Raw genomic sequence first — 12,917 nt, forward strand, 5'->3', positions numbered from 1 at the left:
GAATACGGATTGATTTCGTTGACGTGGTAACAACGAAAACGAGAAATGAGTGGCCGAAATAGGCAGGAAAAGTGAGTTTACTTAATTGACTTTTACTTAATCAATGTAAAGGTCTGAATTCGGGTAAAAGCTGAAAATCAACTCTGATGGAATCTCCCGCCTGAACCCGCAGCGGAGGTGCTTCCGACCAAAGCATGCCTATCCAGCCAACGCGCATGGTGTGAAGGCCAGGAGATATTACCCGCGCATAATCACCATTTTCATTGGCGAAGGTATGTTTTTGGTCAATGGAGATAATTGCGCTAGGCCAAGGCCGCATCGTTCCGTTTTCTTCCTGCACATCAACATGCCCCACAATAATGGCATCTTTGGCTGGTTTTACCTGACGCAGATGAATGTAGGTCGTGGAGGGACCTACCCAATATGCGGGCGCCTTACCAGGTTTGTGGTTAGATAAATATTCCGCGCTCAGGCGCTTGCCTTGGGCATAAGTCAAAATTTGAGTGGGTTGCTGACGACAACCAATTATGCATCCCGCAGACACCAAGAGCCCAACCTTAGCCAAGCTCAGCATTTGGTAAGCAGGCCAAGGTGTTATGCCGATATAAAAGCGTGGATTTATCATCAGCTTTAATCAACGAGAGGCGTACTAGAGTTTAATCAAGCGAAAAAATCCCCCGGGTCCGCTTGACTCAGGTATTTCTGTAGCCGGGGCAAGGTGCCGAAAAACGGCAGCACACAGGCTAGAAAGCGTTCTGCTACAGCCTGGCTAGGGGCGTACGCCACAAATGTGTGGCCGCCTTCTTCAAACTCCAGTTCCTCCAGCAACTCGGGCTGGTGCTCTTCGATAATGGTTTCGATGTGCTCAACCCACGACTCGGCCGTGCCCCCGAAACCGTAGTTCTGAAACAGCACATAGTACTCCTCCAGCCCGCCCACATCGGCGAAAATGGCCAGCTGGCGCTCGGGAGGAGTGGGGAGCGGCAGCGGGGCTACCTGAAAAGGGAAGGTGGTGGGCATAAGCACAAAGGTCGGCTATTTCCGTGCTCGTGGGGCTGGTTTGCGGCGGCTCAAAGCCACTATAAGGCCCACGCTGAGGATGGATAGTCCGGCAATGAGGGCATCGCGCACAAACTGGCCTTCTTTCACTTCCTTCACTTCGGCCTGGAGGTCGCGCTGACGGGCAATGTTTGCTTTCTCGCGCTGCCGTAGGTTTTCGGTCTCGTTTTGGAGCTCGGAGAGGCGTTGGGCGGTGAGGTTGCGGTCGTCGCGGCCGGTGCTTTCCAGGTGGGTGGTGGTAGCGGCCAGCCGTACGGAGGTGGTCTGGGCCCTGCGGGCGGTTTCGTTGAGGATGTCCACAATCTGCTGGTCTTTGTCGACAATTCCTTGCAGCGCATCAACCACTTCCTGCAGGTCTTTTTTGGAAGGCTTGTTGCCGAACAGGCTGTGTCGCTGGGCACTGGCCTCGGCGTAGCGGCGGGTGAGCACCGCCCGCTCGCGGAGCAGGCCGGGCAGTCGGGAGTCGGGCGCGGCGGTGTCGGTTTGAGCAAAAGCGGCGCTGAGCGGCGAACTGCAGAGGGCTCCAATCAGAGCCAGCAGAAGAAAAAAGTGCCGTTTGGCGTGCGTCTGCGTTCTTTGTGGCATCGAAAGGATAGGGTGCAGAGAGGCAGTCATCATCAATTTAGTGGTTATGAATAAAAATACGTGGCTCCTTTTTGGAGCTCTTGGAATAGTTGCGGGCGGTTGTGTCAACAGTGGCAAAACGCCCACTTTGTACGGAACGTCTACCAGTGCGGCGGTAACTAACGCGAACACGAGTACGGCAGTGCTGCCCTTTGTGGTAAACGAAGTCAGCGACGACGAAACCTATGGCTACACCGCCGAGAACCCGGTGCGGGTAGGCGGTGGCCGCACAGCCGGTGCCCGCAACCAGCTGCGCTACCTGAATGCCCTGAAAGGCCCGCAGGGCCAGCCCATCACCTACGAGCGCCAGGCCAGCTGCTGCGCCTTCAGAACCCGCCGCGCCGAAGTCGACAACGTGGGCCTGCTGGACGTGTACAAAGTTAGCTGGGCCGGCAAACCCACGCCGGTCACCCTCTACATAAATATGTACCGTGGGGGCAAATTAATGGCTCCGCAAGGCTTCACGGCCGCCCGCTAACGGCTCCACAGCCGAGAAATGTGGCTCGGAATCCGTTACTTTTATAGGTTCTTCCGCTGATTTCTGCCCCCAATGCCCACTCGTTACTATCCTCGGCTTGCGGCCTTGGCCACCGACCCGGCCGCTGCGCCCGCCGACCAGCTGCCCAAGCTGCGCAAGCTGCTCGAAACGGTGCTGCGCGACGAGTGCAAGCGGCAGGAGGCACCCTTCGTGAACCTTAACCAAGCCATTGGCCTGGTAGCCTACGAGCGCAGCTTGCCCGCCGCTTTGCGCAGCCAGCTGCAAGCCCTACGCCTGGCCGCCAACCTTGTGGTGCACGAAAGCTACGCCGGTACGCCGGCCGAAGTGGCAAGCGGTTTTGCAGCCGTGGCGGCCCTGGTGCTATACCTCACCGGCACGCTGTACGATGGCCCGGTGTCCGCACAGCCAAACGCCACAACCGCAGCGGCACCTAGTGCCGTTGCGGCTCAGGCTCCCGACGTCAGCGTGGCAGCCGCTGGGCAGCCCTGGCGCGTAAACGTGCTGCATGCCAGCGAAGCCACCGGCGAGCTGACCGTAGAGATGGTCACTCCCGCCGACGGCCGTCCTAGCGCTCCGTTCCGCCTCATACTACCGCCCGCCTACGAAAATGTACTTTCTTTAGCGGCGGCCTTGCATCCCACGCTGCATTTGGTGGGGCCGGTACTGCTGCCCGATGGCAGCGTGCGCCCGCGCCGCGTGGTGCTCGAGCCCGACTACTTGGTGAGCGTGACCACCGTGGCTGAATGCGCCCAACGCGACGGCACTATCCCCGAATGGGCCTTGCTAAACGCGTTTTTGCCCGATGAAACCTCGCGCCCTCTGGTGCTGGGAAACCTGGTGAACCTACTGTTGGATGAGGAAGTAAGCTTCGCCGCCAGGCAAGCCGAGGGAAAAACTAAAAGCGAAGCCGCCCGGATTCGACTTGAAAAGCAACTGGTGGCTGTCAGTGAAAGCAGCGGTGGCAGCAGTGCCTTTCATCCTTCTGTGGTTCTTGAAGAGTTGAACACCGGGCATGCAGGAGGTGAGGTCGAACAAGAATTTAACTTAGAAGACTTTCTGCGTAAACGCCTTTTCCGCACTTCGCCACTGGCCTTGAGCACTCTGCCGGAGTTTCAAACCCGCACCGGTGTACCTGAACTGCTCAACGACCTGCGCCGCCACCACCGCACCCTGCGCGAAACCCGCGAGCAAGGCTTCGTAGCCCAGAGCCGCACGGGCTACCAGCAGGAGCCGCTGCACCTAGCCGACTGTTTCCTCGAACCCACCTTTTTATCAGCCACCTACGGCCTGCAGGGCCGCCTCGACCTGCTCCACGAAAGCAGCACCGGCTACGACCTGGTGGAATTAAAAAGCTCCACCAAAGTACCTTTTGGCGAGCCGTGGAGCAACCACGCCGCGCAGGCCCAGCTCTACCGCCTGCTGCTGGAATCGGTGTTTGGTGCCGATGGCGAAACCGCCGGTCGCGGCCGCACCAGCATCCTGTACTCCAACGCGGCTATGGGCCAGCCCGCCGTGCGTCGCGTCGACCAGGACCAGGAACTGATTGACCGCCTGCTCTCGGCCCGGAATCAGCTGGTGGGCACCGAGCTGCAGCTGGCCCGCGCCACCGGTCCCCGCCAAACTGCCCACCTGCTAGCGCCTGTGCTGCAGCCCAACCTCGCGGCTCTGCCCTCATTTGGCAAGAGCAAGGCCGAAAAAGTTGCCAACGCCTGGGCTGCCGCCGACCCCGTAGAACGCGCTTACTGCCTGGAGCTGGCCCGCTTCACGGCCCGTGAAATGCGCCTGACCCTGCTCGGCGACGAAGCCCGCCCCGGCGACGCCGGCGGGCAGGCCGGCCTCTGGCTGCTGCCCCAGGCCCGCAAGCACCAAAACTTCAGTTTGCTCGATGACCTAGTGCTCCTCGAAGACCACAGCAATGCCCCCGACGATGCCCGCGACGGCCTGGGGCCGCACCTCGTTTTTCAGCGCCCTGCCAATGGGCGTGAGGTAAACTTCCGGGCCGGCGACACCCTCATTCTCTACCCACGCCGCCGCGCCCCGAAGGAGGCTGAAGCGCAACCAGCCACCCCGCAGCTCGCCTTCCAGACTCTTTCCGTGCTGGATGCGCAGGTGGTGAAAGTAGTGCTGGCCGAAGACCTCGGGGCCGACGGCCAGGTGGTGCTCAGTGTGCGCAACCGCCGCATGGCGCCGCGCTACCTGCTGGGGCACTCGCACTGGGCCCTGGAGCCCGATACCTACGACACGTTTCGGCGGGAGTGGGCTGGGCTGTCGTCCTTTTTGTGTTTGGCGCCGGAGCGGCGGCGGCGCTTGCTGGCCCGCACTGGCCCGCGAGAGCCGGAGGGGTGGTCGGCCGCGGCGGGCCCGGCCATTACCGCCTCCGACGTAGTAGCACGCGCTCTGGCCGCGCCCGATTGGTTTGTGCTCTGCGGCCCTCCCGGCACCGGCAAGACCCGAGCTGTGCTCCGGGAGCTGGCCGTCAACCTCTATCGGCAAGACAAGCAGGTGCTGCTGGCGGCCTATACCAACCGCGCCGTCGACGAAATCTGCGAGCAGCTGGTTGATGCCGGCCTGCCTTTTATTCGGGTAGGGTCGCGGCTGGGCACGGCACCGGTATACCGGCCGTACCTGCTGGATAACATGCTGCGCGACTGCACCAACCGCCAGGCCGTGCGCGACCGGCTGGGTACCTGCCCGTTCTACGTGGGCACGGTGGCCAGCCTGCTCGGCAAGCCCGAGCTGTTCATGCTTAAGCAGTTCGACGTAGCAGTGGTCGACGAGGCTAGCCAGGTGCTGGAGTCGCCCATGCTGGCGCTGCTTTCCAAGGTGCGGAAGTTTATTCTCATCGGCGACCACCGCCAGCTGCCGGCCGTGGTGGCGCAGGAGTCCGAAACCAGCGCCGTGGCCGCCGAATGCGCCGATTTGCTGCGCGACGAGCTTGGCCTCACCAATCTGCGTAACTCTTATTTCGAACGCCTGTTTCGGCGCGCCGAAGCCCGGTGGCCGCACGCCCACGGCACGCTGGCCGACCAGTACCGCATGCACCAGGACCTGGCCGCACTCGTCAACCAGGATTTCTACGAAAACCAGCTCCGCTGCCCCCAGCTCTGGCAGGCCGCCCCGTTGGACCGCGCCGCCTGGCCGGCGCCGGCCGATGCCTATGCTACTTCGTTGCGCTCGCAACGCGTGGTGTTCGTGCCCACCCGGCGCATGGCCGAAGATTTGTCGATGAAGGAATCGGCTGAGGAAGCCGAGCTGGCGGCCCGTGCTGCTGCTTACATCGCCCAAGGCTACGGCCAACTCTTCAACCCCGAAACCACGTTGGGCATTATTGCTAGCTACCGCAACCAAGCGGCCAGAATTCGCGCGCGCTTGGCTCAGCTGGCTACCCAACTAGAACTGCCCGCTCTGGCCCAGGTAAGCGTCGACACTGTGGAGCGGTACCAGGGCAGCCAGCGCGAGGTCATCATCGTGAGCTTCTGCTGCCACCATGAGCACCAGTTGGAACTTATGGTATCGCCGGACGAAACAGGCCAGGTCGACCGCAAGCTCAACGTGGCCCTCACGCGGGCGCGGCAGCAACTGGTGCTGCTCGGCAACGAGCAGATATTGAATCGGGCGCCGCACCACGCGGCGCTGCTGGCGCGCATTAAGGCGGGTGTTCAATAGGTCTTCGTTCTGTTAGGGTGTGCCCACTTGCACTGGTGCATTTGGTTGCCGACTTCGAATGCTGCTTAAGAGGCATAAAAAAAGACAGCCGCTGTAGAGCGGCTGTCTTTCACTAACCAAGCAAGTAGCTATTTTACGTCTACTAATTCTACATCAAATCGTAACACCGTGTTGGGCTGGATAGTCGCACCGGCGCCCTGGGTCCCATAAGCAAGTGCCGAAGGGATAAACAGTGTGGCTTTTTCGCCCTTTTTCATAAGGGCGATGCCCTCGTCAAAGCCAGCAATTACTTGCGCCCTACCAACTATAAATTCGAGGGGAACGTTGCCGCGGCGCGAAGTGGCATCAAAAACGGTTCCGTCCAGGAGCTGTCCGGTGTACAATACCGAAACTGTCTTACCGGCTGTAGCGGGCACAGCATTGGGGTTGGTAGTCACGGGAACGAAGTGAAGTCCAGAGGGCTGTCGTTGCGCATTGGTGATGTTTTTGTTTACCAGATGTTGGACAATTAGGGAGTCATCATACAATTTTTGGTCAACTACCTCAACTTCAAACCGCACTACTGAGTTTGCCGGAACTCCTCCTTGGCTTGCTGGACCGTAGGCCAAAGCCGAAGGAATAATGAATTCGGCTTTGTCGCCTATTTTCATTAGCGCAACGCCAGCCTCAAACCCAGGAATCACCTGGCGTGCACCTACTATAAAGCTGCTGGGGGTATTATTTTGGCTCGACGTCGCGAAAACGGTGCCGGAAGCGTCGAGTAGCCGGCCAGTATAGAGCACCGACACCGTGGAGCCTGGCGTGACCTTCACCCCGTTCGGATTGCTAGTTACGGGAATAAAGTAGAACCCGGAAGGCTGCTTTTGTGCAGTTGTGATGTTCTTTTCAGCCAGATATTTTGTGATGATTTCGTCGTCGATGCCACTATAGTCCTTGGGCTCAGGAGCGTCCTTTTGGCAAGCGGTAGTAAACAAACCGCTGGCGACTAGGAAAGTCAGTAATAACAAGCGGTTCAAATTAGAGAAGAAAGGATATGTCATAAGCTTCTGATTTTTTTCAAAACTACAGTATAAAGGTCAAGTCAGTTCCAGCGAACAACGTTTCAGTTCGGGCCTGACCATACTGACCATCGACCCTAATGGGCTGTGTACAAAAAAAGACAGCCGCTGTTATGCGGCTGTCTTTCAGTATTAATATCAAGTGGCTATTTCACGTCAACCAGTTCTACATCGAAGCGCAGTACAGAATTGGCCGGAATGGGGCCAGTACCCCGGTCGCCATAGCCCAGCGCTGATGGAATTAGCAAAATGGCCTTTTCGCCCTTGCGCATCAGCGCAATGCCTTGGTCCCAGCCCTTGATAACCTCGCCGCGGCCAATGACGAATTCGAAAGGCTGATTTTGCCGCGACGACGTAGAATCGAATACCTTGCCGTTGAGCAGCATGCCCGTGTACAGCACCGAAACGGTTTTGCCCACCGTGGCCCGCGTGCCGGTGGGAGCGGGCGAAACCGGTACATAATACAAGCCCGAGCCTATGCGCTGGGCATCGGCAATCTTCTGGTCGCTGATGTAATTGGTGATGAGTTTTTCATCAATCTTCACGTAGTCCTTGGTGCAGGAAGCCGAAAACAAGCTTGCGATTGCCAGGATGAAAAATAGTAAGAGACGGTTTGCCACTGGAGGGGATTGAGAATTGGTTTTGATACTTTTTATAAAATTAGCGCATTGCGGCCATACGAAGCGCTGCATAGGCAGTTCTCATGCCTGATGCTGAAGCTAAAAAGCAAATGCTGAGCGAGCGAAACCTTTTCGCGCCACTGACAGAATCAGGTGGCGTAAGAAGAGGCTTCGCCCGCTCAGCATTACTAAGCAAGGCAACTCGCGCGGCCTACGGGAATATACCCAGTGACTGGTAGCTGACGCCCACCTTCTCGATGGCGCTGTAGAAGGCCGCGGTACGTAGGTCCTGAATCCCTTTTATCTGGTTCATCACCGCTCTGATTTCGTGGTACGCCACAATCATCGTGTCTTCCAGCCCCGACCGTACCAGTCCAATTTCGTCGGACCCACGCACGATGAGCTCGCGTTCCTGGGCGCTGATGCTTTTGCCGGTAGTCTGCTCGATGGTGGTGACCAGCCGCTGCAGCGACGCTTCTTCGGCGCGCTTGCCCATGCGGCCAAACCGCACGTTGGACAGGTTTTTCAGCCACTCGAAATAAGACACCGTCACACCGCCGGCGTTGAGGTACAAGTCGGGCAGAACCACGATGCCACGCTCGAGCAAGATTTTTTCCGCGCCTTTGGTAACCGGACCGTTGGCGCCTTCCGCAATCACTTTGGCTTTGATGTTGGCCGCGTTGCCTTCGTGAATCTGATTTTCGAGGGCCGCCGGCAGCAGCACGTCGCACTCGTATTCGAGCAGCGCCAAGGTGTCTTCCAGGTTTTTCGCCCCGGGGTAGTTGAGAATGGAGCCGCTTTCGGTGCGGTGCTTCATTACGGCTTCCACGTCCAGTCCGTCGGGGTTAAAAATGCCACCCTCGCGTTCGGCAATGCCGGTAATCAGGGCGCCTTCTTGCTGGCAGAAGTGCGCGGCGTGGTAGCCCACGTTGCCGAGCCCCTGCACAATGATACGCTTGCCGCTCATGCCGCTGCTCAGGCCCAACGGCTTCAGCATGTCGGTGTCGGCAAAGAGCTCGCGCAGGCCGAAAAACACGCCCAGGCCCGTAGCCTCGGTGCGTCCGCGGATGCCGCCCTGGCCCACCGGCTTGCCCGTGACGCAGCCCAGGGCACTGGTATCGCCGTACTTAAAGGTGAGGTAGGTGTCGGCAATCCAGGCCATTTCGCGGCTGCTGGTGCCGTAGTCGGGGGCGGGTACGTCTACGCCCGGGCCAATGAGATTTTTCTTGATGAGCTCGCTGGCGTAGCGCCGCGTCACGCGTTCCAGGGTTTGCACCGAACTGGTGCGCGGGTTGATTTTTACCCCGCCTTTGGCCCCGCCGAATGGCACATCGACCAAAGCACACTTAAACGTCATGAGCGTAGCCAGGGCTTTCACTTCCTCTTCGTCGACGTAAGTGCTGAAGCGGATGCCGCCTTTACTGGGCAGCTTGTGATGGCTGTGCTGCACCCGAATGCCTTCGAACACTTGAATGTGGCCGTCTACCTCCACCGGAAAATTGACCTTGTAGATGCTATTGCACGCTCGGATTTGCGCAATGATTCCGGGGTCCAGCTTGGAAAATTGGGCTGCTTGGTCATAGAACTGCAGCACGCTGTCGTAGAAATCCTTTCCCTGTGTCTCTTGGCTCATGAGGTAAGTGTTGAGTGGGGGTTTTTCGGTACACTCATGCCTGAATGATTGAGCTCGGCTTTTTGCACGAATTCCTTTTATTCAGGCACAAGTGTAATTTCTAACGGCAAACTGCGCCGCACCGTTGTCCTTTTCACCCACAGCCCTCACGCTGCAAAAGGGGCGTTCAAGACCGGCCTTCCACCACTAATGCATCGGCCAGAGATTCTTTCACTTTTGGCCGCTTGTAGAAATACAGAATCAGCAAGGGCAGCAACGTAAGCTCGGCTATAACGCCGAACAGCAGCGTTAAGCCAATGAGCAGGCCCACGTAGAACGTGCCGTCGAATTTCGAGAAGAGCAGTGTCGAAAAGCCGCCTACTAGTATCAGAGAAGTTGTGATAACGGCTTTGCCGGCCAGCAAGTAGGTCCGGCGCACGGCCTTAAATATGTCGGGTTCTTTCGCAAGCGTGAGCCGCAGCTTGGAGATGAAGTGAATAGTGTCATCAACGGCAATGCCGAAGGCAATGGTGAAGATGATGCTGGTGCTCACTTTCATGCTCACGCCGGCCATGCCCATCACGCCCGCCACAATAACGATGGGTAGCAGGTTGGGAATGAGCACTACAAGCGTCATGCGCAGGGATTTGAACAGCGCCAGCACAATCACCATCACCATCAGTACATCGATGGCCATGCCCTGAATCATGTTCAGCGTAAGGTTTTCGTTGTTTTTGTCGATGAGGTTGGAAGAGCCCGTGAGGCGGGTGGTGAGCACCGTGGTGTCGAGGGTGGCGCGCAGGTGCTGGCGCAGCTCATTGTTGAGAGCGCCGGCGCGCACGCTGCCCACGTCGGCCATGCGGCCGGTGAGGCGGCCGGCTGAGGCATCGGGGAGGGCCAGGGCGCTGAACTCGGGCTTTTTGCGGAATAGCTTGAGCTTGCTGCGCAGTCGCTGTAGCTCCAGGCTGTCGGTGGGCAAGCGGTATTCGGCCAGCCCTCCGCCATTCAGAGCCTTGCGTACCGACTTTACTAGCGTGACCGGCGAGGCCGCGAAGCGCAGGCCGTAGGTGTGTTGCAGGTAGTCTTCAATCTTTTCGGTTTCCTGCAGCACCGCCAGGTCGTAAATGTCGCGGCCGGGCGCTGGCTTCAGCTCCATCTCGAAGGGCCGCACGCCGGCAAACTGGCGCTCAAAGAAGAAGAAGTCCTGGCGCACGGGGTCGCTTTTCGACAGGTCATCCAGCAGGGAAGAGTTGATGCGGACCCGCGTCGAAAACCCGATGGCCGTGGCCAGCACCAGCCCGCTCATTACAAAAATGAGCCGCCGCCGCACCAGCACCAGGCGAAATAGCCGCCCCAGCACGCCGTCCCAGCTGTGGCCCTGGCGGCGCGGCTCGCGCAGCTGGGGCTTGCCTAGCAGCACCAGCATGGCCGGCAGCAGCGTGAAGCTGAGGATGAAAGCCAGAATAATGGCGACCCCCGTGAACAACCCGAAGTTATGGATAGGCCGAATGGTCGAGGTCATCAGCGTAAAGAAGCCCAGGCTGGTGGTGAGCGCCGACAGGCCCGACCCAAAGCCTGACTCCTTTATAGTAGTCCACAGCGCTTCCTTCTTACCCGCGCCGTAGCCCAGCTCGCTCACGTAGCGGCTGATGATGTGAATGGTGTCGGACATGCCCACCACAAAGAGCATGAGCGGGAGCAGGGCCGTCATCAAATCAATGCTTACGCCAAAGGCCGACATCACGCCCAGGCCCCAGAGTATGGCCCCCAGCACCACTATCAGCGGCAGCACCACACCCCACCACGTGCGGAAGGTGAGCCAGAGCAAGCCCGTTACCAGTATCACGGAAAGCGACATGAACACGACCAGTTCCCACTTCAGGCGGTCGACAAATACCGATTGCGCCACCAGCTTGCCGGCAAAGTGCACCCGCTCGTCGGGCAGTCCCGCGCGCGCCAAGCCCGCCCGCAGTGCGGCAAAGAGGGAATCGCCGGGCGGCTTTTCCAGGTCCGGCGTGATTTGCAGCACCAGGGCCACGGCGCGAGCATCAGGACTGAAGACGTTGCCCACCAGGCCAGGTGTGCGATAGATGAGCGTGGAGTCGTCGGCGCGGCGCTCAGGCTCGTTGGGGTGCAGGTAGGGGAGGCTGAAAACACCCAGGCCTTCCACCACCGGATTGGCCAGGGTGGTGGGCGAGGTGATGCTGAGCACGTGCCGCTGCCGCCGGGCCAGCTGGGTCAGGGTGTCGACCTGGGCGAGGAAGCCGGGGTCAAATACTGTTTTGCCGGCCGGGGCTTCCAGGCCCAGCAGCACGTAGTCGTTGTCGTTGCCAAAGCGCTGGGTGTAGGCTTGGTAATACTCCAGGTCGGGGTCGCCGGCGGGGTAGAAATCGTTGAAGTTGTAGTTGAACCGCAGCTGGGCAGTCGAGTAGATGCTCAAGACCGTGATAAGGCCCAGCAGGAACAGGGTGAGGTGAGCGAGGCGACGAAGGGGCATGGAGGGAAGGGGGGCAGACATAGGGGTCTGCCGTATTGATTCGGCGGCGAACCACTGGACCTCGGAACAGTTCCGGGCCATGGGGCGTCGCCGGTATCAGCAACGCCTCGATTTTGGCAATTGTTTCGGCAACCGGGCGCGCACCCGCGCCGTTGTGAGCGCCGGGTGGGAGCGGGCCAGTCCATGTTATTTTTTTTACAAGGACTTATAATTATAGCAGTGGGCCTATAATATGTGCGAAAGCAGGGCATGAGCCACCCATCTTTGTGGTTGGTTTCAACCGAAAGCATTTTTTATCATATGAAAAGAGCTCTATTCTTTACTGCCGCCCTTTGCTGCTTCATCTCCTCCGCCCACGCCCAAACGCCAAGTCGGGACTTGTCGAAGGCCGTCCTGAAAAACAACGCTGCCGCCGCCGAAACGCTGCTCAGCGCCGGCGCCAACCCTAACGCCCCCATTGAAATAGTGCCGGGCTTCGCGACCACCTACCTCATCACAGCTGCTTCCAACAACAGCCTCGACCTGGTGAAGCTTCTCCTCAAGCACAAGGCCCAGGTAAACCAGGCCGATGCCTTCAAGTCTACGGCGCTGATGGCCGCCGCCAGCAAAGGCAACAAGGCGATGGTGGAGGTGCTGCTGGCCAACGGCGCCGATGTCCGCGCCAAAGACGAGGACGGCAAAGACGCCTTGGCCCTGGCCCGGGAAAATGGCAGCGCCGAAGTCATCGCCCTGATGGAACAGAAGCTGAAATAGCTGACCCACGCGCATTCAAGGAGCGTTAACCTTGCCGTCGTATATTAGACCCTACAAACCAGCTATCATCACATCACGGTAATTATCATGAAAAAGACCCTGCTCGCCCTCGCCTTGTTTGCCTTCGCCGGCAGCACCGCTTTTGCCCACGATGGCCACGACAAAGACGGTAAAAAAGGCAAGAAGGAGTCCTGCTCCAAAGCCATGGCCGCTGGCAGCTCCTGCTGCATGAAGAAAGAAGGCAAGACCGCCAGCGTGAAGCCCGCTGTGAAAACCCCCGCTACCGTGAAACTATAGGCGGCGCAAGCACACCTCCCTTTTTAAGTTAAGCCAGCACACAACAGCCCCGGCCCCTTATTGGTCGGGGCTGTTGTGTGCTGGCTTTTTTGTGCCACTGAATTCCGGGGTGAGGGTTATCCCTCGACGCGAATGGGAAAGGTTGTTAGCCACTGAGAATACTGGTGGCAACTCTCACGAAATGCCACACCGCACTGACGTGTTGTTATGAGTCGATATTAAAGTGCTGGTA

At 58.9% G+C, this 12,917-nt stretch carries 11 protein-coding genes; 4 read left to right on the forward strand and 7 right to left on the reverse strand.

All coding sequences use genetic code 11. From position 1 onward, the window contains the following. Window positions 1-100: 100 nt before the first annotated feature. Genes BMZ66_RS25020 through BMZ66_RS03130 form a run of 3 tightly spaced genes read right to left on the reverse strand, consistent with a single transcriptional unit; the run spans window position 101 to window position 1,644 of the window. Window positions 101-625, reverse strand: a complete 525-nt coding sequence (locus BMZ66_RS25020; protein ID WP_143080031.1) for a carboxypeptidase-like regulatory domain-containing protein — start codon at window positions 623-625, stop codon at window positions 101-103. Between the two features lie 35 nt (window positions 626-660). Further along, window positions 661-1,020, reverse strand: coding sequence for an Imm51 family immunity protein (locus BMZ66_RS03125; RefSeq protein WP_092668859.1), 360 nt, complete (start codon window positions 1,018-1,020; stop codon window positions 661-663). A 15-nt stretch (window positions 1,021-1,035) separates the two neighbouring features. Further along, window positions 1,036-1,644, reverse strand: coding sequence for a hypothetical protein (locus BMZ66_RS03130; protein ID WP_092668861.1), 609 nt, complete (start codon window positions 1,642-1,644; stop codon window positions 1,036-1,038). A 127-nt stretch (window positions 1,645-1,771) separates the two neighbouring features. Here BMZ66_RS03130 and BMZ66_RS03135 point away from each other — a divergent pair, with 127 nt between their 5' ends. Both BMZ66_RS03135 and BMZ66_RS03140 read left to right on the forward strand, forming a co-directional pair. Further along, window positions 1,772-2,161, forward strand: coding sequence for a hypothetical protein (locus BMZ66_RS03135; protein WP_214606944.1), 390 nt, complete (start codon window positions 1,772-1,774; stop codon window positions 2,159-2,161). 72 nt (window positions 2,162-2,233) lie between these two features. After that, window positions 2,234-5,848 (forward strand): DEAD/DEAH box helicase, encoded by a 3,615-nt coding sequence (locus tag BMZ66_RS03140; protein WP_092668865.1) that lies wholly within the window; start codon window positions 2,234-2,236, stop codon window positions 5,846-5,848. A 128-nt stretch (window positions 5,849-5,976) separates the two neighbouring features. Here BMZ66_RS03140 and BMZ66_RS03145 read toward each other — a convergent pair whose 3' ends face one another. The 4 genes from BMZ66_RS03145 to BMZ66_RS03160 all read right to left on the reverse strand — a co-directional run bounded on the left by BMZ66_RS03145 (window position 5,977) and on the right by BMZ66_RS03160 (window position 11,635). Next, window positions 5,977-6,864, reverse strand: a complete 888-nt coding sequence (locus tag BMZ66_RS03145) for an FKBP-type peptidyl-prolyl cis-trans isomerase (RefSeq protein WP_177204574.1) — start codon at window positions 6,862-6,864, stop codon at window positions 5,977-5,979. A gap of 188 nt (window positions 6,865-7,052) precedes the next feature. Continuing rightward, entirely contained in the window at window positions 7,053-7,526 is a 474-nt protein-coding gene (locus BMZ66_RS03150) for an FKBP-type peptidyl-prolyl cis-trans isomerase (RefSeq protein WP_234794953.1), read from the reverse strand. A 211-nt stretch (window positions 7,527-7,737) separates the two neighbouring features. Then, window positions 7,738-9,159, reverse strand: a complete 1,422-nt coding sequence (locus tag BMZ66_RS03155) for a Glu/Leu/Phe/Val family dehydrogenase (RefSeq protein ID WP_092668871.1) — start codon at window positions 9,157-9,159, stop codon at window positions 7,738-7,740. Between the two features lie 166 nt (window positions 9,160-9,325). Next, window positions 9,326-11,635: an efflux RND transporter permease subunit gene (locus tag BMZ66_RS03160; protein ID WP_092668873.1), complete on the reverse strand. Its 2,310-nt coding sequence runs from the start codon at window positions 11,633-11,635 to the stop codon at window positions 9,326-9,328. 300 nt (window positions 11,636-11,935) lie between these two features. Here BMZ66_RS03160 and BMZ66_RS03165 point away from each other — a divergent pair, with 300 nt between their 5' ends. Further along, complete coding sequence (locus tag BMZ66_RS03165; RefSeq protein ID WP_177204575.1) at window positions 11,936-12,388, forward strand: ankyrin repeat domain-containing protein; 453 nt, start codon at window positions 11,936-11,938, stop codon at window positions 12,386-12,388. Window positions 12,389-12,475: 87 nt separating this feature from the next. Beyond that, window positions 12,476-12,685, forward strand: coding sequence for a hypothetical protein (locus tag BMZ66_RS03170; RefSeq protein ID WP_092668877.1), 210 nt, complete (start codon window positions 12,476-12,478; stop codon window positions 12,683-12,685). Window positions 12,686-12,917 lie beyond the last annotated feature (232 nt).

Origin of the sequence: Hymenobacter arizonensis (assembly GCF_900115775.1) — a bacterium.
GTDB lineage: Bacteria > Bacteroidota > Bacteroidia > Cytophagales > Hymenobacteraceae > Hymenobacter > Hymenobacter arizonensis.

What these genes read in the sequence shown, in the direction of transcription:
- BMZ66_RS03165 (WP_177204575.1), top strand. Translation starts at nt 11,936, where the DNA reads ATGAAAAGAGCTCTATTCTTTACTGCCGCCCTTTGCTGCTTCATCTCC.
- BMZ66_RS03170 (WP_092668877.1), top strand. Translation starts at nt 12,476, where the DNA reads ATGAAAAAGACCCTGCTCGCCCTCGCCTTGTTTGCCTTCGCCGGCAGC.
- BMZ66_RS03160 (WP_092668873.1), bottom strand. Translation starts at nt 11,635, where the DNA reads ATGCCCCTTCGTCGCCTCGCTCACCTCACCCTGTTCCTGCTGGGCCTT.
- BMZ66_RS25020 (WP_143080031.1), bottom strand. Translation starts at nt 625, where the DNA reads ATGATAAATCCACGCTTTTATATCGGCATAACACCTTGGCCTGCTTAC.
- BMZ66_RS03155 (WP_092668871.1), bottom strand. Translation starts at nt 9,159, where the DNA reads ATGAGCCAAGAGACACAGGGAAAGGATTTCTACGACAGCGTGCTGCAG.
- BMZ66_RS03140 (WP_092668865.1), top strand. Translation starts at nt 2,234, where the DNA reads ATGCCCACTCGTTACTATCCTCGGCTTGCGGCCTTGGCCACCGACCCG.
- BMZ66_RS03130 (WP_092668861.1), bottom strand. Translation starts at nt 1,644, where the DNA reads ATGCCACAAAGAACGCAGACGCACGCCAAACGGCACTTTTTTCTTCTG.
- BMZ66_RS03125 (WP_092668859.1), bottom strand. Translation starts at nt 1,020, where the DNA reads ATGCCCACCACCTTCCCTTTTCAGGTAGCCCCGCTGCCGCTCCCCACT.